Origin of the sequence: Enterobacter sp. D2 (assembly GCF_034427575.1) — a bacterium.
Lineage (GTDB): Bacteria > Pseudomonadota > Gammaproteobacteria > Enterobacterales > Enterobacteriaceae > Enterobacter > Enterobacter cloacae_M.
Genome location: NZ_JAXQPP010000001.1, coordinates 1810810 through 1830091, shown reverse-complemented (window position 1 = coordinate 1830091; position 19282 = coordinate 1810810). Strand labels below are relative to the sequence as shown.

Sequence of the window (19282 nt, the reverse complement as noted above, 5' to 3'; positions counted from 1 at the left end):
GTTTTTTATGGGCGCAAACATAAGAGAACCCGTTTTGAATTACCAGATGATCACGACCAACGACGAGCTGGCTTCGCTGTGCGAAGTGACGCGCGACTTTCCTGCCATTGCCCTGGATACCGAGTTTGTCCGTACCCGGACCTATTATCCGCAGCTGGGTTTGATTCAGATGTACGACGGTAAACACGTGTCGCTGATTGACCCTCTCGGCATTACCGACTGGACGCCGATGCGTGACCTGCTGCTCGATACGGCCGTGACGAAATACCTGCACGCAGGCAGTGAGGATCTGGAAGTCTTTCTGAACACCTTTGGCATCATGCCCCAGCCGCTGATTGACACGCAGATCCTCGCGGCATTCAGCAATCGTCCGCTCTCATGGGGCTTTGCTGCCATGGTGGAGGAGTATACGGGCCTGACGCTGGATAAAAGTGAATCCCGTACCGACTGGCTGGCGCGCCCCCTTACCGAGCGTCAGCTGGAATACGCGGCGGCAGATGTGTTTTACCTGCTGCCGATCGCCGGGCAGCTGATGAAAGAGGCGGAAGCCTCCGGCTGGCTCGCTGCTGCGCTGGACGAATGCCGTATGACCCAGCAGCGTCGTCAGGAAGTGGTTGACCCGAAAGAGGCCTGGCGCGATATCAGCAACGCCTGGCAGCTGCGCACGCGTCAGCTGGCATGCCTGCAGCTGCTGGCAGACTGGCGCTTGCGTAAAGCGCGCGAGCGCGATCTGGCCGTTAACTTTGTGGTTCGCGAAGAGCATCTCTGGGCAATCGCGCGCTATATGCCGGGCAGCCTGGGCGAGCTGGACAGCATTGGCCTTTCGGGCAGCGAGATCCGCTTCCACGGTAAAACCCTGCTGGCGCTGGTCGCAAAAGCGCAGGAGCTGCCGGAAGACGCGCTGCCGGAACCGCTGCTGAACCTGATGGACATGCCGGGCTATCGCAAGGCTTTCAAGGACATCAAAGCGCTGGTGCAGGCAGTTGCAACCGAAAGCAAACTGAGCGCGGAACTGCTCGCCTCACGTCGTCAGATTAACCAGCTGCTGAACTGGCACTGGAAGCTGAAGCCGCAGAATGGCGTGCCGGAAATGATGGCGGGATGGCGCGGGGAATTGATGGCCGATCGCCTGAATTCGCTGCTGGAAGGCTATCCGCGATAAAAAATATGCCGGGTGATAAACCCGGCATATTCCCCCGGTGGCGCTGCGCTTACCGGGGCTATGAAACCACAAACCTACGGACGCGACTCTTCCGCTTCCGGGAGCGTAACGTTCAGCTCCAGAATCGAAATATCCCCGTCTTTTTGTTCCAGCTGCACCGTGACCATCTCCGGGTCAATCTGCACATACTTACAGATCACTTCCAGGATGTCCTTGCGCAGCTGCGGCAGGTAGTGAGGCTCGGCGTCGCTACGGCGACGCTCCGCAACGATAATTTGCAGACGTTCTTTTGCGATGTTGGCGGTGTTCTTTTTCCGCGAGAGAAAAAAGTCCAGTAATGCCATAACTTATCCTCCGAACAGGCGTTTGAGGAAACCTTTCTTCTCTTCTTCAATGAAGCGGAAAGGACGTTCTTCTCCCAGCAGACGGTCAACGGTATCGGCGTAAGCTTTACCTGCATCTGCCATTGTATCAAGGATCACTGGCTCGCCCTGGTTAGAGGCGCGTAACACGGACTGATCTTCCGGGATAACGCCCACCAGCTTAATGCGCAGGATCTCCAGCACGTCTTCCATGCTCAGCATGTCACCTTTGTTCACGCGGCCCGGATTGTAGCGGGTGAGCAGCAGGTGTTCTTTAATCGGGTCTTCGCCATTTTCCGCACGACGGGATTTAGAGGCGAGGATCCCCAGAATACGGTCTGAGTCACGCACGGATGAAACTTCAGGGTTGGTGGTGATGATCGCTTCATCCGCGAAGTAGAGCGCCATCAGGGCACCGGTTTCGATGCCGGCAGGGGAGTCGCAGACGATGAAGTCGAAATCCATTTTTTTCAGATCGTCGAGCACCTTTTCCACCCCTTCACGGGTCAGGGCGTCTTTGTCACGCGTCTGAGATGCCGGGAGAATGTAGAGGTTCTCGGTGCGCTTGTCTTTGATCATCGCCTGGTTCAGCGTGGCATCGCCCTGAATGACGTTCACGAAGTCATACACGACGCGACGCTCACATCCCATGATGAGGTCGAGGTTACGCAGACCGATATCGAAGTCGATAACGATGGTTTTCTTTCCCTTCTGGGCCAAACCAGTAGCGATGGCCGCGCTGGAGGTGGTCTTGCCAACGCCTCCTTTACCCGAAGTAACAACAATAATGCGTGCCATAGAAATTCCTTGTTAAAAAGGGATCAATTCAACGGTTGAACGGTCAACGCGTCGTCTGCCAGAAGCAGGCGAGCCGCTTTGCCATAAAATTCGGCTGGGATCTTGTCGCTCAGCCAATATTCACCTGCGATGGACACCAGTTCCGCCGTCAGGTGAGTACAAAATATTTGCGCATCTCGATCGCCACTTGCACCTGCGAGCGCACGTCCACGCATCATACCGTATACGTGAATATTGCCATCTGCAATCAGCTCAGCGCCAGCACTGACGTGGCTTGTAACAATCAGATCACAGTTTGGTGCATAAATGCGCTGACCGGAACGAACCGGCACATCAATCATTCGCGTTTTTGTGACGGTAGTAACGTTTTGCACCGCAGGAGGGGGCGTTTGCACGGCAACGGGTGCCGCACGCGAGGCTTTTTCTTTGCCCTCATTCAGAAGAGGCAGCCCCGCACGCTCAATTTCCGCTTTCAGCTCAGTATCTTTGCAGCCGCTGATGCCCACGATACGCAGTCCGGTCGAGGAGACGGCCTGCTGGAGAAGCTTCCAGTTAACTGGCGCCTCAAGACCGCTGACGTTGATAACAACAGGGGCATGCTTCAGAAAGGCGGGAGCCTGGGCGATTTTGTCTTCTAACGCCTGACGAATAACCTCGGGTTTTGCATCATGCAAATGTACCACTGATAAGGTGAAGCTACTGCCTTTAAGCTCGATGGGCGTGTTTGACATCCTGGCCTTACTCAATTTGCTATTAACCGCAACCACTCGCTGCGATATTCCGAAGAGTATCAGGCATGTTATAGTCAGGAGTATATTGAGGCAAGCAACCACCCATTAATTCAGAGTAAAAACATGTTTTGTGTGATCTACAGAAGTACAAGCCGTGACCAGACCTATCTTTATGTCGAAAAGAAAGACGATTTTTCACGCGTGCCTGAAGAATTAATGAAGAACTTTGGCCGACCACAGCTGGCGATGCTGCTGCCGCTCGATGGTCGTAAGAAACTGATTAACGCCGATCTGGATAAAGTGAAAACGGCCTTATCCGAGCAAGGCTATTATTTACAGCTTCCACCGCCACCCGAGAATTTATTAAAACAGCATCTTGAGGCGAACGGTAAAAAATAGTCTCAACTGTTTTTGGGCACAACACATCAACCGTTTAGGGGTCGACCATGTATCAACATCATAACTGGCAAGGTGCATTACTGGATTATCCCGTCAGCAAAGTGGTTTGCGTGGGCAGCAACTACGCAAAACATATTCAGGAGATGGGCAGCGCGACGCCAGAAGAGCCGGTCCTGTTTATTAAGCCTGAAACGGCGCTTTGCGATATCCGCCAGCCGCTGGCGCTGCCCCAGGGGCTGGGTTCGGTGCATCACGAAGTTGAACTTGCCGTGCTGATCGGCGCGACGCTGCGCCAGGCCTCGGAAGAACATGTTAAAAAAGCGATTGCCGGATACGGCGTGGCGCTGGATCTGACCCTGCGTGACGTGCAGGGCAAAATGAAGAAAGCAGGGCAGCCGTGGGAAAAAGCCAAAGGGTTTGATAATTCCTGCCCGATTTCGGCGTTTGTGCCGGTGAGCGAATTTAACGGCGATCCGCAGGACACGCCGCTCAGCCTGAAGGTTAACGGCGAGATCCGCCAGCAGGGCACCACGGCAGACATGATCCATAAGATTGTGCCCCTGATCGCCTACATGAGCCGCTTCTTTACCCTTAAACCAGGCGATGTGATCCTGACCGGAACCCCAGAAGGCGTTGGCCCGCTACTCAGCGGTGACGAGCTTGAGGTCGGTTTTAACGGCCTGTCGCTGAAAACTCGCGTGCTGTAACCCCATCTTGCCGCCTGAAGAGGGCGGCAAAACTTGCAACAACGTGCCAGACTCGTTATAAGGTGCGCTTTCTTTTGACGTGTGGACATCCTGATGAACAACATCCCTTTCTGGCAAAGCAAAACTCTCGACGACATGACTGACGCGGAATGGGAATCATTGTGTGACGGCTGCGGGCAGTGCTGCCTGCACAAGCTGATGGATGAAGATACGGATGAAATCTACTTCACCAACGTTGCCTGCAAGCAGTTAAACATTAAAACCTGCCAGTGCCGCAACTATGAGCGCCGGTTTGAATTTGAGCCTGACTGCATCAAGTTAACCCGGGATAATCTGCCGACGTTTGAATGGCTGCCGCATACCTGCGCGTATCGCCTGCTGGCGGAAGGGAAAGGTCTGCCTGACTGGCATCCGCTGTTAACCGGTTCAAAAGCGGCGATGCACGGTGAACGTATCTCTGTGCGCCACATTGCTGTGAAAGAGTCCGAGGTGCGTGACTGGGAAGACCACATCATGAATCACCCGACCCGTTGAGATTAAAAAACCCGCCGAGGCGGGTTTTTTTGTGCTTGTGCGGCCTGATGCCCTCACCCCAACTCTCTCCCACGGGAGAGGGCGCAAGCACTAAAAACGGCAACCTCGGTTGCCTTTTTGCTTTTACCTTCCGAACAGATCGCGTTTCTTCGGTTTGAACGGCTGGGCAATCAGCACCAGCAGCGCCACGACGAAGTAGGCGGCAAAAATACCCACCAGCCACTGCGGCATCTCCAGCGTCAGGAATTCCCACTGACGAACGGAGCAGTCACCGGATGCAACAAACACCTGCGGCAGCCATTTGTCCAGCGGCAGCCAGCTCGGGAAGCGGGCGGCAAAATCACAGGTCATAAACGGTGACGGATGCAATTGCATCATGGTGTGCTGCCAGGAGAGTTCAATTCCTTTCCAGGCGCTGTAGATCCAGATGGCAATACCGGCATAGCGAAGCGGCGATTTTGGGGCAATCGCGCCCACCAGGCCCGCACCCATAATGCCGAATAGCGCGCAGCGTTCGTAAATACACAGTACGCAAGGTTTCAGTCCCATTACGTGCTGGAACCACAGCGCGACCATTTCCAGCGCAAAGGCGGTCAGGGCCATTAACAACCACGCTCCGCGACCGCGGGAGCACTGGTTTAAAAATCTCAACATAATCATTTCCCTGGAACATGCTTAGAAAGCGCAGTGTAAACGAATTCGTTTTTCGCGCCACCTGTACCTGGCGAAATAAAACGTAATTGGATGTTTATCGTGCGAAAAGGCAAACGGGCAGCGAACTGCCCGAGATGCGTAGTTTACTGCGCCGCAAGTATACCCGCTTGTACCAGCCATTGCGTACAGGGAATGAGGGTAATTTTGACGCAAAGCAATCCGACGATCGTGAGCACCAGCGTATAGGGCAGTGCCATCCACACCATCCTGCCATAAGAAAGACGTATGAGCGGCGCGAGGGCGGAGGTCAGCAGGAACAGGAAGGCGGCCTGGCCATTTGGCGTCGCTACCGACGGCAGGTTGGTACCGGTGTTGATCGCCACGGCCAGCAGCTCAAACTGTCCGGCGCTGATAACGCCTTGCTCCATGGCCGCTTTGGCCTCGTTGATGTAGACCGTCCCGACAAAGACGTTATCTGAGATCGACGAGAGCAGGCCGTTAAACAGGTAAAACAGCGAGAGCTGAGCATCCGGTGACGCCCGTAATACAAAGGCAATAATCGGCGCGAACAGGTGCTGGTCGATAATCACCGCCACGACGGCAAAGAACACCGCCAACAGGGCGGTAAACGGCAGGGCTTCGGTAAACGCCTTGCCGATGGCATGTTCGTCCGTCACGCCGGTAAAGGTGGTGGCGAGAATAATGACTGACAGGCCAATCAGCCCCACTTCGGCAAGATGGAACGCCAGCGCCGCGATAAGCCAGACGCCAATGATCCCTTGGGCAATCAGTCGTAGCGTCTCCTGGCGCGTCCGCTGGCTTCGGCTCTGCACATCGAATTTATGCAGTTCCTGACGCACCGGCTCCGGGAGCTGCGCCCCGTAGCCAAAAAGGCGAAACTTCTCCACCAGCAGACAGGTCGTCAGCCCGCAGATCAGCACCGGTACGCTCACCGGGGCCATTCTCAGGAAAAAATCACCGAAGTGCCAGCCCGCCGCTTTGGCAATGATCAGGTTTTGCGGCTCGCCCACCATGGTCATCACGCCGCCCAGGGCGGTACCCACGCCGGCATGCATCATCAGGCTGCGCAGAAACGCGCGGAACTGTTCCAGCACGTCACGGTTATGCGCCTCGACGTGGCTGTCATCCTGCAGGTCCTCATTTGGGCGAGAGGAGGCCACGCGGTGATAAATACCGTAAAACCCAACCGCGACGCTGATCACCACCGCGACGACCGTCAGCGCATCCAGGAAGGCCGACAGGAAGGCGGCGGCAAGGCAAAACGCCAGCGAGAGGAACATTTTCGACGGAATGCTGAGCAGCAGGCGCGTGAAGATGAACAGCAGCAGCTGTTTCATAAAGTAGATACCCGCCACCATAAAGATCAGCAGCAGAAGCACTTCGAGATTAGACGCCAGCTCTGCTTTGACATGCTCGGCGCTGGTCATACCGATGACGACGGCTTCAAACGCCAGCAATCCGCCCGGCAGCAGGGGATAACATTTCAGCGCCATGGCCAGGGTGAAGATAAACTCCGCCACCAGCAGCCAGCCGGCGATAAAGGGATTCACGCTAAAAATGATGGGATTAACGACCAGGAAAACCAACAGTATCAGTTTATACCAGTCAGGAGACTGGCCTAAAAAATTGCGCCATAGCGCGCGCCCAAAAGAAATTTCCACAACAGACGTCCTTCCCGTCAAGTAAGACAAAACATCAGTATACGCAAAAATCACGGCCTGGAGGCGGATAAGGCTGCATTGTAAATTTCACAAAAATGAAACGGCGATCCCTCTTTTCTCTCTTTGCCGCGCTACCTGCTACTGCGTCCCTCTGGTATGATGAGTCCAATTTGCTAAAGCTGTGTAATGGAAATCTCACTATGGTCATTAAGGCGCAGAGCCCGGCGGGTTTCGCGGAAGAGTACATCATTGAAAGCATCTGGAATAATCGTTTCCCTGCGGGGTCCATTCTTCCGGCTGAACGCGAACTCTCTGAACTGATTGGCGTCACTCGCACCACGCTGCGTGAAGTGCTTCAGCGGCTGGCGCGCGATGGCTGGTTGACGATCCAGCACGGTAAGCCTACGAAAGTAAACAACTTCTGGGAAACGTCCGGGCTGAACATTCTTGAAACGCTGGCGCGTCTCGACCATGAAAGCGTGCCGCAGCTCATTGATAATCTGCTCTCCGTTCGCACCAACATCGCGACGATCTTTATTCGTACCGCTTTCCGTCAGCATCCGGAAGACGCCCTTGCGGTGCTGGCCACAGCAAACGAGGTGGAAGATCACGCCGATGCTTTTGCCACCCTCGATTACAACGTGTTTCGCGGCCTGGCGTTTGCCTCCGGCAACCCGGTGTATGGCCTGATCCTCAACGGTATGAAAGGGCTTTATACCCGCATTGGCCGCCACTACTTTGCCAATCCGGAAGCGCGTAGCCTGGCGCTGGGCTTCTACCATAAGCTGAGCAAGCTCTGTACCGAAGGCCTGCACGATCAGGTTTATGAGACGGTGCGCCGCTACGGTCACGATTCCGGTGAAATCTGGCACCGTATGCAGAAAACTCTGCCGGGTGATTTAGCGATTCAGACCCGCTAAAAGAAAAACCTCTCATACGAGAGGTTTTTTTTCGCCCGGTGGCGCTACAGCGTATTCAACCGCGCCGGGCAACGTTCCAGCAGCTCGACGCTCCCGTCTTCATTCTGCTGCTCCAGCTGCACGTCAAAACCCCACAGGCGATGCACGTGCTTCAGCACCTCTTTACGCCCTTTATCCAGCGGCGCGCGATTGTGCGGGATATAGCGCAGCGTCAGGGAGCGGTCGCCGCGCAAATCGACGTTCCACACCTGAATATTCGGCTCAAGGTTGCTCAGGTTGTACTGGGAAGAGAGGCGAGAGCGGATCTCACGGTATCCCTCTTCGTTATGGATAGCGGAAATCTCCAGATAGTTGTTGCGGTCATCGTCCAGCACGGTGAAGAAGCGGAAATCACGCATGATCTTCGGCGACATAAACTGGCTGATGAAGCTCTCATCCTTAAAGTCGCGCATCGCAAAGTGCAGCGTTTCCAGCCAGTCAGAACCGGCGATATCCGGGAACCAGTACTTGTCTTCTTCCGTCGGCGACTGGCAGATGCGCTTAATATCCTGGAACATGGCGAAGCCAAGCGCATACGGGTTAATCCCGCTGTACCACGGGCTGTTGTAGGGCGGCTGGAACACCACGTTGGTATGGCTGTGGAGGAATTCCATCATGAACCGCTCGGTCACTTTTCCCTCGTCGTACAGATGGTTAAGAATGGTGTAGTGCCAGAAGGTCGCCCAGCCTTCGTTCATGACCTGCGTCTGCTTTTGCGGGTAAAAATACTGGCTCACCTTGCGCACGATGCGCAGGATCTCACGCTGCCACGGCTCCAGCAGCGGGGCGTTCTTCTCCATAAAATAGAGCAGGTTTTCCTGCGGCTCGGACGGGTAGCGACGCGCTTCGGCGATCGTTTTTTCCTCCTCACGCTTCGGCAGGGTTCGCCACAGCATGTTCACCTGGCTTTGCAGGTACTCTTCGCGGCTTTTCTGCCGGGCTTTCTCCTCCTGCAGGGAGATTTTCTGCGGGCGTTTATAGCGGTCCACGCCGTAGTTCATCAGCGCGTGGCAGGAGTCGAGCAGTTTTTCCACTTCGTCCACGCCGTAGCGCTCTTCGCAGTCGGTAATGTATTTGCGGGCGAAGATCAGGTAATCGACGATGGAGCTGGCGTCCGTCCAGCTGCGAAACAGGTAGTTATTCTTGAAAAATGAGTTATGCCCGTAGCAGGCATGCGCCATCACCAGCGCCTGCATGGTAATGGTGTTCTCTTCCATTAAATAGGCAATACACGGATTGGAGTTAATCACAATCTCATACGCCAGCCCCTGCTGGCCGTGCTTATACAGCCGTTCCGTTTCAATAAATTTTTTACCAAACGACCAGTGCGGATAGTTAATCGGCATCCCGACGCTGGAGTAGGCGTCCATCATCTGTTCGGACGTAATGACTTCAATCTGATGGGGATAGGTATCCAGACGATACAGCTTTGCGACCCGGTCGATTTCGGCGAGGTAAACATCCAGCAGCTCGAAGGTCCAGTCGGGTCCATCGCTCAGACGTGTGTTGTCCTTGTTCAGGGAATCAATAGTAGCCATTAGCGCGCCCTCGTTGTGGGTGCTCTCTCTGTCTGGAGAGCCTCCTTTCAAGCATAGATCAACGTGTTAAAAAGCGTGCTGGGGCAGAAATTTTTTCTTTGCGATTTCGCGTTTTTGATACGGCAAAAAAACGGTATGCCTCAGCATATTATTCTGGTTAAAAATAACGCGCAGCAGGAGATCCCAAATTAGCACCATCCCCTGATGCTGGGGGATGTGTGAGGTAAGTCACCATAAAAAAGTCGTATGTTGAATAATATTTTCAACTAGGTTATCAATCTGTAATTAGAAGATTGTTCTTTTGCACATAATGGAGTGGCTATGCGTGTTGTCATACTGGGAAGTGGTGTCGTTGGGGTAACCAGCGCCTGGTATTTAAGTCAGGCGGGACATGACGTAACCGTTATCGATCGTGAATCCGGTCCCGCGCTTGAAACCAGCGCGGCGAACGCCGGGCAAATCTCTCCGGGGTATGCGGCGCCGTGGGCTGCGCCGGGCGTTCCGCTGAAAGCGATTAAATGGATGTTCCAGCGCCATGCGCCGCTGGCCATCAGCCTTGACGGCACGCAGTTCCAGCTGAAGTGGATGTGGCAGATGCTGCGCAACTGCGACACCCGCCACTACATGGAGAACAAAGGGCGCATGGTGCGCCTGGCGGAATACAGCCGCGACTGTCTGAAAGCGCTGCGAGCGTCGACGGGGATTGAGTACGAAGGCCGTCAGGGCGGGACGCTGCAGCTGTTCCGCACCGAGCAACAGTACGAGAATGCCACCCGCGATATCGCCGTGCTGGAAGATGCGGGCGTACCGTACCAGCTCCTTGAAGCCAGCCAGCTTGGCCAGGTTGAACCGGCGCTGGCGGAAGTGGCGCACAAGCTGACCGGCGGCCTGCGCCTGCCGAATGACGAAACCGGCGACTGCCAGCTCTTTACGCAACGTCTGGCGCAAATGTGCGAGCAGGCGGGAGTGAAGTTCCGCTTTAACACCTCCGTCGACAAGCTGCTGTCGGAAGGGGAAAAAATTTACGGCGTGAAGTGCGGCGACGAGGTGATCAAAGCCGATGCCTACGTGATGGCGTTTGGTTCGTACTCCACCGCCATGCTGAAAGGCATTCTCGACATTCCGGTTTATCCGCTGAAGGGCTACTCGCTGACCATTCCGGTGAAAGAAGAGAGCGGCGCACCTGTCTCGACCATTCTGGATGAAACCTACAAAATCGCCATTACCCGCTTCGACAACCGCATTCGCGTAGGCGGCATGGCGGAAATTGTCGGCTTCAACACCGAGCTGCTGAAGCCGCGTCGTGAAACGCTGGAGATGGTCGTGGGCGATCTCTTCCCGCGCGGCGGTTTTGTTGAGCAGGCGACGTTCTGGACCGGCCTGCGTCCGATGACCCCGGACGGCACGCCGATCGTAGGCCGCACGCCGTTCAAAAACCTGTGGACCAATACAGGACACGGCACGCTCGGCTGGACGATGGCCTGCGGATCGGGCCAGCTGCTGAGCGACCTGATTTCCGGGCGCACGCCGGCAATTCCGTTTGACGATTTAAGCGCCGCACGCTATCAATCGGGGTTTACGCCTTCGCGTCCACAGCACCTGCACGGCGCGCATAGCTAAGGAGTTGTCATGTCCCGTCCTGTTCTGGCCCAGCTGAACCTTCAGGCCCTGAAGGATAATCTGCAAATTGTTCGTCGGGCGGCACCGGGTTCGCGCGTCTGGTCGGTGGTGAAAGCGAATGCCTACGGCCACGGCATTGACCGTATCTGGAGCGCCCTGAGCGCGACCGACGGTTTTGCGCTCCTGAATCTGGAAGAGGCCATTCTGCTGCGCGAGCGCGGCTGGAAAGGGCCGATTCTACTACTGGAAGGCTTCTTCCATGCGGACGATCTGCCGCTGCTGGACAAGTACCGTCTGACCACCAGCGTGCACAGCAACTGGCAGATTAAGGCGATCCAGGATGCGAAGCTCCACGCTCCGCTGGATATCTACCTCAAGGTGAACAGCGGCATGAACCGCCTGGGCTTTCAGCCTGAGCGGGTGCATACGGTCTGGCAGCAGCTGCGCGCCATGAAAAACGTGGGCGAAATGACGCTGATGGCCCATTTTGCCGACGCGGAAAAACCCGACGGTATTGCCGATGCCATGGTCCGCATTGAGCAGGCGGCTGAAGGGCTGGACTGCCCGCGCTCGCTGTCAAATTCGGCGGCCACGCTCTGGCATCCTGAGGCGCACTACAACTGGGTGCGTCCGGGAATCGTTCTTTACGGTGCGTCACCCTCGGGCCAGTGGCAGGACATCGCCAACAGCGGCCTGAAGCCGGTGATGACCCTGCGCAGCGAAATCATTGGCGTGCAAACCCTGAAGGCCGGCGACACGGTGGGCTACGGCAGCCGCTACCGGGCAAAGGGCGAACAGCGGATTGGCATCGTGGCGGGCGGCTATGCCGACGGCTACCCGCGCATCGCGCCGACCGGCACGCCGGTCTGGGTCGATGGGGTCCGCACGGGAACGGTGGGCACCGTATCTATGGATATGCTGGCCGTTGACCTGACGCCATGCCCGCAGGCGGGCATTGGCTCACCCGTCGAGCTGTGGGGTAACGAAGTTAAGATTGACGACGTTGCTGCCGCGGCGGGCACGGTGGGGTATGAATTGATGTGCGCACTGGCACCAAGAGTGCCGGTTGTGACGGTGTAACTTATGTTAGCCGGGTGGCGCTAACCCTTACCCGGCCTACGTTCGAGGGTTTTGTAAGCCGGGTAAGGCGAAGCCGCCACCCGGCAAAAAAACTACTCCGCTTCCTCTTCCATCGGCCTCAAACCGACTTTCCGCACCGCGTTATCTTCTTTTTCGGCAACGGTCCAGATCATCCCGGCAAACTCTACCTGATCCCCCACGACCGGGGCAGCGCCAAGCCGCTGCTGGATGATTTCGCCCAGCGTTTGCGGGTTATCACCGTCTTCAGCACCTTCATCCAGGCCGTAAATCAGCGCGACATCCGCAAATTTGGCGCTGGCTTCCAGAATAAAATCGCCGAAGAAGCGCTGGTCCAGCGCCACCGGAGGCGACTGGCTGAACAGCTTGCCCAGCGCCGGCAGGTCACGCTCGCGACCAATCACGCAAAGAATATCCCCCTCGCGTAGGCGGGTGCTGCCGGTAGGGTGCAGCAGGACATTATCGCGGAACAGGGCGGCAATGCGCGTTTCGGTCGGCATGTGCAAATCGCGCAGCGAGGCTCCCACGCACCATTTGTCGGCGCTCAGCTGATAGACAAACTGTTCCCACGGGTTCTCCGGATGAATATCAAGCCCCACGCGGGAGACCGGCCAGCCCACGGGCGGGACCACCACTTTGGCTTTTTTCGCCGCCCACCCGAGCGAGGTTCCCTGGAACAGAAGGGAAATCAGCACCACGAAGAAGGCCACGTTAAAGAACAGCCGGGCGTTATCCAGACCGGCCATCATCGGAAACACCGCAAGGATAATCGGCACCGCGCCGCGCAGGCCCACCCAGCTGATAAACACCCGCTCGCGCAGGTTGAAGCCGCGAAACGGCAGCAGGCCTGCAAATACCGACAGCGGACGGGCGAAGAAGATCATCCACGCGGACAGCAGCAGCGCCGGAACGGCGATCGGCAGCAGGTCCGATGGCGTAACCAGCAGGCCCAGCACCAGAAACATGCCGATTTGCGCCAGCCACGCCAGACCGTCGAAGTTCTGCAAAATGGCATGCCGGTTGCGAATAGGGCGGTTGCCCATCAGGAACCCGCAGAGATAGACCGCGAGAATACCGCTGCCGTCCACTGCGGTGGTGACGGCAAAAATGAGAATGCCGCCGCTCAGCGCCAGCAGGGGGTAAAGCCCCGCGGGCAGCGAGATGCGGTTGATCGTCTGCTGTAAGAGGTATCCCCCCGCCAGGCCGATGACGATCCCCAGACCGAACTGCTGCAGGATATGTAACGCAAACATCCAGCTCAGCCCGCTTTCATGCTGCTGAATCATCTCGATAAGCGTAATGGTGAGAAATACCGCCATCGGATCGTTACTGCCGGATTCAATCTCAAGCGTGGAGCCAACGCGTTCGTTAAGCCCTTTTCCGCCGAGCAGGGAAAACACCGCTGCCGCATCGGTTGAGCCCACGATGGCGCCAATCAGCAAACCTTCCATGATATTGAGATGGAAAAGCCACGCGGCCATCATTCCGGTGAGGCCGGAGGTAATCAACACGCCGACCGTGGCGAGCGACAGCGCAGGCCCTAAGGCCACGCGGAAGGAGCTCGCCTGGGTGCGCATCCCGCCGTCCAGCAGGATCACCGCCAGCGCGAGGTTACTCACCATGTAGGCGAAGGGGTAGTTATCGAAAGGGATACCGCCAATGCCATCAATGCCGGCCAGCATGCCGATGGCGAGGAAAATGACAAGAATAGGTATGCCGAGACGCGATGAAAATGAACTTAATAAAATACTGCTGGTTACAAGGACGGAACCCAAAATGAAAAGGCTGATTATCGCTGCGGCATCCAATGTTCTCTTACTCCCACCTCAATGTTAACGCTGTTACTAAAACCCTAACATATTAACAACGGCAACAGCGTTTTATTAAGGGGGTATAACGGCTTTTTTATGCCTTTATGACAGGATGACCGCTGATGGTCAGCCGACTGCCGGAATCATTGTGGATCAGGGTGGCGTGCGCCCCCAGCGCCAGGGTCACGGTTTGCTGCTCGTGGCCGAAATCGAGACCGGTGATGACCGGAATATCCAGCCGCGAGCGAACGAAGTCGACCATGGTCTCAAGGGAGTAACCCGCGTCATAGTCATTCGGGGCAGAGCCGCTGAAGCTGCCCAGCACAACCGCGGACTGGCGTTCAAGAATACCGGCATGATAAAGCTGCAATAGCATGCGCTCGACGCGGAACGGATGTTCGTTGATATCTTCCAGCACAAGAATGCCGTCCTCGATTTGCGGCATCCACGGCGTGCCGATGAGCGAGACCAGCATCGCCAGGTTACCCCCCCAGAGCTGGCCTTCACACTCCCAGTGCGGTCCATTGCCTTGCCACTCCACGCTGTAGGTAGGGTTACGCAGCGCGCGCCAGAAATGTTCCACGGTGAACGCGTCCAGCTCCGGTGCGCCGAAGTTACCGGCCAGCATCGGGCCGCTAAACGTGATGACGTTATGCAGGGCCAGCAGCCCGAGCTGGATGACGGTGAAATCGCTGTGGCCGCAGATCAGCAGCGGATCCTGCTGCTGGCGCAGCGCCAGCCCCTGCCAGTCAATGCTCTCCAGCAGCCGGCTCGCACCGTATCCGCCACGCACCGCAAGCACAACCCGGTTTTCGCCCGTCAGGTTCACCAGACTATTGATATCATTCAGCCTCTGCGCTTCGGTACCGGCAAAACGCTGCTGGCGGCGGGGGATAATCGTCTGATTTTCTACCTGATGGCCAGATTCCAGCAAACGCTGAACGCCCCGCTGCGCCGCGTCCTGGTTAATGCAGTAGCCCGACGGCGCGATAAGATGAAACTGAGACATGGCAATTCCTTGCTGAATGAGAAACTAATTGTCTATATCATGCCGCTTATACGCCGCCTGCTTCAAGAGGCGGCGCACCGCGATGACCGGCTATAAGGATAGATGACGTGAAATTGAGATGGTTTGCTTTTTTGATTGTGTTGCTCGCTGGCTGTAGTTCAAAACATGATTATCAAAACCCGCCCTGGAACCCGGAAGTGCCGGTGAAACGGGCCATGCAGTGGATGCCGATCAGTGAGCAAGCCGGGAAGGCCTGGGGCGTCAGCCCGCGTCTCATCACGGCGATCATTGCGGTGGAGTCCGGCGGTAATCCCACGCTTGTCAGCAAATCCAACGCGGTGGGGCTGATGCAGCTTAAAGCGTCAACGGCGGGGAGAGAGGTTTATCGCTACATGGGCTGGAGCGGCCAGCCGTCGACCAGCGAGCTGAAAAACCCGGAACGCAACATTTCAATGGGCACGGCCTATCTGAGCATTATGGAGCATGGCGTGCTGAAGGGGATTAAGGATCCGGAGGTGATGCAGTACGCGCTGGTGGTGTCTTACGTTAACGGTGCCGGCGCGTTGCTCAGAACCTTCTCCTCTGACCGCAAAGAGGCGATAGAAGAGATTAACGATATGGACAAAGACGAATTCTTTGAGCATGTGGCGAAAAATCACCCGGCACCACAGGCGCCTCGTTATATCTGGAAAGTACAGAAAGCGATGGATGCCATGTAATGCCGCAGACGGGCGGCGGTCACGCTGCCCGATTTCTTCACAGAACTTTATTTGCGCGTTCCCGCGCCTCCCGCTCCAGGGAATAGATAATACGCTGAAGCTCACGCTCTGCGCCGGGCCCGACGTTGAGGAAACGGAAGCTCAGACGCGGCGTGGTGATAGTTTCATTTTTGCTGTCCACGACGGTGCGGTCGCTGATGGCAATCAGCTGCGCATCGAAATAAAAGCGACCCCAGCCCCCCATATCCAGTTCAATTTGCGTAAAGCGCATGCCCTCTACCAGCCCGTCCGGTTTCGGCGTATCCATCAGCGCGCCCATGCCGCCGAGTGACAGATCGAAGAGGCGGAAGCGGATCTCTTTTTTGTCCGGCATTTTGGCCTTACAAAAATAGGCGGGGTGAAGCGGGGCGCTGATGCGGAAATATTCACGACGCTGAACAAACCAGAGATTCGTCGGAAGCGGGGTAACAAAAGCCGGCAGTCCCTGATATTCGCTCAGTTCCAGCCGCGACAGGACAAATTCCACTTTGGCGCCCTGCGTTTCGGCCATCACCGCGATATTCTCCGCTTTTAGCGCCGCGCGGTTTTCATACTCCTGACTGCCTAAATCAATCACCAGCCGATCCTGCGAGGCGTCAAGGATCTTGCTGATGAACTGATTATTCGACCAGCTGATGCGCAGCGGCACTTCACCTTTTTGCAGGTCGCGTAATACCCCTAATACAGCCAGCGGATTTTGCTTGAGGAACTGCTCACTGTAATGACTCACGCCGGATGGCTCCTTGATAGATGACGGACTGTCTTAGCGTTATCGGCAATCTGCAATGAAACTTAATACAAACCGGTGAGTTTTTTTGCCTGTTTAAGCAAAGATAAGTCGGTGAGATGAAAATGGTTTTCCGGCGATGACCTATACTTAAGTTAGCTGTGCAGAAGGTTTTCTGCGCACGCGTTAAACCTGCAAGAGGGCATCGCTATGGGTATCATCGCCTGGATTATCTTTGGTCTTATTGCTGGCGCTATCGCTAAACTGATCATGCCGGGAAACGATGGCGGCGGCTTTATTTTGACCTGTGTACTCGGGGTCGTTGGTGCGGTTGTGGGCGGCTGGCTGGCGACGATGTTTGGCTTTGGAGGCAACATAAGTGGTTTCGACCTGCACAGTTTTCTGGTCGCTGTCGTGGGTGCCATTGTGGTGCTGGGCATATTCAGGTTACTGCGACGAGCATAAATTGACATGAACGGCTCTCTGCGGAGGGCCGTTTTTTTGGCGGAGTATTGATTTGTTAATCTAAATGATAATAATTGTCGTTCCGTATTGCATCTAACAACAAGACGACATTATGAATACCTCACGTTTTACGCTTTGCGCCCTGGCAGGGGCCGTCACGCTGGCATTGCAGGTCCCGGTGTTCGCCGAAGAATCCACCATCGTCGTCACAGGTTCAGAGCAGGGCAGCGCGCTGCCGGCCTGGACGAACAGCGCCACGAAATCGGCCGTTGCTGAAAGTAAAACGCCGCAGGTCATCACGACCCTCTCTGCGCCGGAAATTGAAAAGCGTCACGCGAATTCGGTGAATGAAATCCTGCGCTATGCCCCGGGCGTCTCAACCGAGGTGCGGGGAAATACCTCCTACATGAGCGAATATAAAATTCGTGGCTTTACCGTTGACCAGGAGTTCTACAACGGGCTGCAGCTGCCCTATAACGTCACCGGCAATACCAAAGCGCGCATCGATCCGCTGCTGATCGACAGCGTTGATATCCTGAAAGGTCCCTCATCGGTACTTTACGGCGGCGGTTCGCCGGGTGGGCTGGTGAATATTCAAAGTAAAAAACCGCAGCGGGAAGCGCGGACGGAGATCGGCGTTAACACCGGAAACCGTAATCTGAAAGAGGGCTATCTCGATTCAACCGGGCAGATTGCCGACAGCGACTGGAACTACCGTCTGCTGGGCAAAGCCACGGAAAACGACGATCAGCCGCACACCACCCGGTATGAAAACTACCTGGTTGCTCCGTCCGTCACCTGGCAGCCGGACAGCAAAACCCGCCTCACCCTGGACGCGCTGGCGCAAAACACCCCGAGCCTGACGCCGTCTAACCCGCTGCCGCTCGCCTACCTGCGCTCGAAATATGCGGGCAAGCGCGATTACGCCGGAGATGAGTGGAGCGGGTTTAAGCAGCGTCAGTGGATGCTGGGCTACAGCTTTGAACATGAGTTTGACAGCGGCTGGGGCTTTAACCAGAAGGCGCGCTATTTCGACGTCGATACCCACCAGCGCAGCGTCTACGCGACAGGGACGGGAAGCGAGGTGTATCAGCTCAACCGCTTTGCCTACACCACCGATGAAGACCTTAAGAGCTTCAACATCGACAACCAGGTGACCAAAACCGTTGCGCTGGGCGAGTGGAAACACCATCTGCTGGCCGGGTTTGACTATCAGAATCTGAACTCCCATTTCTACTATCGCTACGCGTCGGCCACGCCGGGTATCGATATGCGGTATCCTGACTATTCGCAGATCCAGGAAAGCGCGCTGGGGCTCTATACCGCCCAGAAAAACCGTCTCAGCTACCAGCAAAACGGTTACTACCTGCAGGATCAGGTTGAATTTGGCGGCCTCAACCTGCTGGGCAGCCTGCGCTACGACGATTACCGCTCCGTCACCACCAACTACCTGCAAAACGGTGATAAAGCCTGGGTGTCGCAGGATCGCGTCACCAAACGCCTGGGCGCGCTTTACGCCTTCGATAACGGTCTGTCGCCGTTTATCAGCTATTCAGAAGGTTTTGCGCCGGTGTCACCGCAGGGCACGCTCGTGGCGAAAGACGTCAAACCGACCACCAGCAAGCAGGTGGAGGGCGGGGTGAAATATCTGCTGGCCGACTACGCCACCACCTTTACCGCCTCGGTGTTTAACATCCGGCAGAAAAATGTCGTCACCTCCGACCCGGGCTTCCTGAACTATCGTCAGACCGGGGAAGTGGAATCCAAAGGGGCAGAGCTGTCCGCCATCAGCCGTCCGACGGACAGCCTGACGCTGATTGCCAACTATGCGTACACACACGCGATCAACCGGGAAGATGACAAGTACAAAGGTAAACGTCCAACGCAGGTCCCGGAGAATGCCTTCAACCTCTGGGGGGATTACACCTTTGAAAATACGCCGCTGAAAGGACTGATGCTGGGAGCGGGCGCACGCTACACCGGGCCGATGGAAATCTCTCCGGCAAACGATGCGGGAAAACTGGGCGGCACTACGCAGTACGATCTGGCGGCCTCGTACCGGATGGGCGAAATCCTGCCCTCGCTGGCAGGGTTAACGCTCAAAGCCAGCGCGCAGAATATCACCAACAAAGAGACGCTGACCTGCTACGACGCGACCAACTGCTGGATTGGACGTGACAGGACGTATCAGTTAGGGGCGAGTTATAGTTTCTGACGATCGTTTCCCTTTGCCGGTGCTGGGGGATCTCCAGTTAATTTTTAACCAGA

Annotated in this window: 19 protein-coding genes; 10 read left to right on the top strand and 9 right to left on the bottom strand. The window is 56.2% G+C overall.

What is annotated here, in order from left to right; translation table 11 throughout:
- Positions 1-34 precede the first annotated feature (34 nt).
- Positions 35-1162 (top strand): ribonuclease D, encoded by a 1128-nt coding sequence (rnd, locus tag SPG90_RS08800; RefSeq protein ID WP_100245662.1) that lies wholly within the window; start codon positions 35-37, stop codon positions 1160-1162.
- A gap of 74 nt (positions 1163-1236) precedes the next feature.
- On the opposite strand, the gene minE is transcribed toward rnd, so the two are convergent.
- The 3 genes from minE to minC are packed head-to-tail and all read right to left on the bottom strand — an operon-like array spanning position 1237 to position 3053.
- Positions 1237-1506: a cell division topological specificity factor MinE gene (gene minE / locus SPG90_RS08795; RefSeq protein ID WP_008500504.1), complete on the bottom strand. Its 270-nt coding sequence runs from the start codon at positions 1504-1506 to the stop codon at positions 1237-1239.
- Positions 1507-1509: 3 nt separating this feature from the next.
- On the bottom strand, positions 1510-2322 hold the full coding sequence (minD, locus tag SPG90_RS08790; protein WP_023312187.1) for a septum site-determining protein MinD: 813 nt from the start codon (positions 2320-2322) through the stop codon (positions 1510-1512).
- Positions 2323-2345: 23 nt separating this feature from the next.
- The gene (gene minC, locus SPG90_RS08785; protein ID WP_023312186.1) at positions 2346-3053 is read right to left on the bottom strand and encodes a septum site-determining protein MinC; all 708 of its coding nucleotides are present in this window, start codon (positions 3051-3053) and stop codon (positions 2346-2348) included.
- Between the two features lie 123 nt (positions 3054-3176).
- Here minC and SPG90_RS08780 point away from each other — a divergent pair, with 123 nt between their 5' ends.
- From SPG90_RS08780 to SPG90_RS08770, 3 genes are all read left to right on the top strand, one after another.
- On the top strand, positions 3177-3452 hold the full coding sequence (locus SPG90_RS08780; RefSeq protein ID WP_023312185.1) for a YcgL domain-containing protein: 276 nt from the start codon (positions 3177-3179) through the stop codon (positions 3450-3452).
- 47 nt (positions 3453-3499) lie between these two features.
- Entirely contained in the window at positions 3500-4159 is a 660-nt protein-coding gene (locus SPG90_RS08775) for a fumarylacetoacetate hydrolase family protein (protein ID WP_045404348.1), read from the top strand.
- A 93-nt stretch (positions 4160-4252) separates the two neighbouring features.
- Positions 4253-4693 carry a YcgN family cysteine cluster protein gene (locus SPG90_RS08770; protein WP_023312183.1) on the top strand — a complete coding sequence of 147 codons (441 nt, stop codon included), beginning with the start codon at positions 4253-4255 and terminating at the stop codon, positions 4691-4693.
- Positions 4694-4816: 123 nt separating this feature from the next.
- Here the strand turns inward: SPG90_RS08770 and dsbB are convergent, their stop codons facing one another.
- Both dsbB and nhaB read right to left on the bottom strand, forming a co-directional pair.
- Positions 4817-5347: a disulfide bond formation protein DsbB gene (gene dsbB / locus SPG90_RS08765; protein ID WP_024909807.1), complete on the bottom strand. Its 531-nt coding sequence runs from the start codon at positions 5345-5347 to the stop codon at positions 4817-4819.
- 143 nt (positions 5348-5490) lie between these two features.
- On the bottom strand, positions 5491-7029 hold the full coding sequence (gene nhaB / locus SPG90_RS08760) for a Na(+)/H(+) antiporter NhaB (RefSeq protein WP_322408085.1): 1539 nt from the start codon (positions 7027-7029) through the stop codon (positions 5491-5493).
- A 200-nt stretch (positions 7030-7229) separates the two neighbouring features.
- Between nhaB and fadR the strand changes: the two genes are divergently transcribed.
- On the top strand, positions 7230-7949 hold the full coding sequence (gene fadR / locus SPG90_RS08755; RefSeq protein WP_023312180.1) for a fatty acid metabolism transcriptional regulator FadR: 720 nt from the start codon (positions 7230-7232) through the stop codon (positions 7947-7949).
- A 44-nt stretch (positions 7950-7993) separates the two neighbouring features.
- On the opposite strand, the gene SPG90_RS08750 is transcribed toward fadR, so the two are convergent.
- On the bottom strand, positions 7994-9526 hold the full coding sequence (locus SPG90_RS08750) for a SpoVR family protein (protein ID WP_023293929.1): 1533 nt from the start codon (positions 9524-9526) through the stop codon (positions 7994-7996).
- 321 nt (positions 9527-9847) lie between these two features.
- Here SPG90_RS08750 and SPG90_RS08745 point away from each other — a divergent pair, with 321 nt between their 5' ends.
- Together SPG90_RS08745 and dadX are read left to right on the top strand one after the other, a co-directional pair.
- Positions 9848-11146, top strand: coding sequence for a D-amino acid dehydrogenase (locus SPG90_RS08745; protein ID WP_023312179.1), 1299 nt, complete (start codon positions 9848-9850; stop codon positions 11144-11146).
- 9 nt (positions 11147-11155) lie between these two features.
- Positions 11156-12226, top strand: a complete 1071-nt coding sequence (gene dadX, locus SPG90_RS08740) for a catabolic alanine racemase DadX (RefSeq protein WP_045356004.1) — start codon at positions 11156-11158, stop codon at positions 12224-12226.
- 92 nt (positions 12227-12318) lie between these two features.
- Here the strand turns inward: dadX and SPG90_RS08735 are convergent, their stop codons facing one another.
- Both SPG90_RS08735 and ldcA read right to left on the bottom strand, forming a co-directional pair.
- Positions 12319-14052 carry a potassium/proton antiporter gene (locus tag SPG90_RS08735; RefSeq protein ID WP_023312177.1) on the bottom strand — a complete coding sequence of 578 codons (1734 nt, stop codon included), beginning with the start codon at positions 14050-14052 and terminating at the stop codon, positions 12319-12321.
- Between the two features lie 97 nt (positions 14053-14149).
- A complete protein-coding gene (gene ldcA / locus SPG90_RS08730; protein ID WP_045356007.1) occupies positions 14150-15064 on the bottom strand; it encodes a muramoyltetrapeptide carboxypeptidase in 915 nt (304 codons plus the stop codon).
- Between the two features lie 107 nt (positions 15065-15171).
- On the opposite strand from ldcA, the gene emtA reads away from it, so the two are divergent.
- Complete coding sequence (emtA, locus tag SPG90_RS08725) at positions 15172-15783, top strand: membrane-bound lytic murein transglycosylase EmtA (protein ID WP_023312175.1); 612 nt, start codon at positions 15172-15174, stop codon at positions 15781-15783.
- Between the two features lie 37 nt (positions 15784-15820).
- Here emtA and ycgR read toward each other — a convergent pair whose 3' ends face one another.
- Positions 15821-16552: a flagellar brake protein YcgR gene (ycgR, locus tag SPG90_RS08720; RefSeq protein ID WP_023312174.1), complete on the bottom strand. Its 732-nt coding sequence runs from the start codon at positions 16550-16552 to the stop codon at positions 15821-15823.
- A gap of 207 nt (positions 16553-16759) precedes the next feature.
- Between ycgR and SPG90_RS08715 the strand changes: the two genes are divergently transcribed.
- Both SPG90_RS08715 and SPG90_RS08710 read left to right on the top strand, forming a co-directional pair.
- On the top strand, positions 16760-17014 hold the full coding sequence (locus SPG90_RS08715; RefSeq protein ID WP_008502662.1) for a GlsB/YeaQ/YmgE family stress response membrane protein: 255 nt from the start codon (positions 16760-16762) through the stop codon (positions 17012-17014).
- Between the two features lie 112 nt (positions 17015-17126).
- Positions 17127-19229 (top strand): TonB-dependent siderophore receptor, encoded by a 2103-nt coding sequence (locus tag SPG90_RS08710; RefSeq protein ID WP_322408084.1) that lies wholly within the window; start codon positions 17127-17129, stop codon positions 19227-19229.
- The last annotated feature ends 53 nt before the right edge of the window (positions 19230-19282 follow it).

Bases quoted from the DNA above. Each gene is read 5' to 3' on its own strand.
- SPG90_RS08775 (WP_045404348.1), top strand. From the start codon at position 3,500: ATGTATCAACATCATAACTGGCAAGGTGCATTACTGGATTATCCCGTC.
- dadX (WP_045356004.1), top strand. From the start codon at position 11,156: ATGTCCCGTCCTGTTCTGGCCCAGCTGAACCTTCAGGCCCTGAAGGAT.
- SPG90_RS08780 (WP_023312185.1), top strand. From the start codon at position 3,177: ATGTTTTGTGTGATCTACAGAAGTACAAGCCGTGACCAGACCTATCTT.
- fadR (WP_023312180.1), top strand. From the start codon at position 7,230: ATGGTCATTAAGGCGCAGAGCCCGGCGGGTTTCGCGGAAGAGTACATC.
- SPG90_RS08745 (WP_023312179.1), top strand. From the start codon at position 9,848: ATGCGTGTTGTCATACTGGGAAGTGGTGTCGTTGGGGTAACCAGCGCC.
- SPG90_RS08750 (WP_023293929.1), bottom strand. From the start codon at position 9,526: ATGGCTACTATTGATTCCCTGAACAAGGACAACACACGTCTGAGCGAT.
- minD (WP_023312187.1), bottom strand. From the start codon at position 2,322: ATGGCACGCATTATTGTTGTTACTTCGGGTAAAGGAGGCGTTGGCAAG.
- SPG90_RS08710 (WP_322408084.1), top strand. From the start codon at position 17,127: ATGAATACCTCACGTTTTACGCTTTGCGCCCTGGCAGGGGCCGTCACG.
- ldcA (WP_045356007.1), bottom strand. From the start codon at position 15,064: ATGTCTCAGTTTCATCTTATCGCGCCGTCGGGCTACTGCATTAACCAG.
- SPG90_RS08770 (WP_023312183.1), top strand. From the start codon at position 4,253: ATGAACAACATCCCTTTCTGGCAAAGCAAAACTCTCGACGACATGACT.
- dsbB (WP_024909807.1), bottom strand. From the start codon at position 5,347: ATGTTGAGATTTTTAAACCAGTGCTCCCGCGGTCGCGGAGCGTGGTTG.
- minC (WP_023312186.1), bottom strand. From the start codon at position 3,053: ATGTCAAACACGCCCATCGAGCTTAAAGGCAGTAGCTTCACCTTATCA.
- SPG90_RS08715 (WP_008502662.1), top strand. From the start codon at position 16,760: ATGGGTATCATCGCCTGGATTATCTTTGGTCTTATTGCTGGCGCTATC.
- minE (WP_008500504.1), bottom strand. From the start codon at position 1,506: ATGGCATTACTGGACTTTTTTCTCTCGCGGAAAAAGAACACCGCCAAC.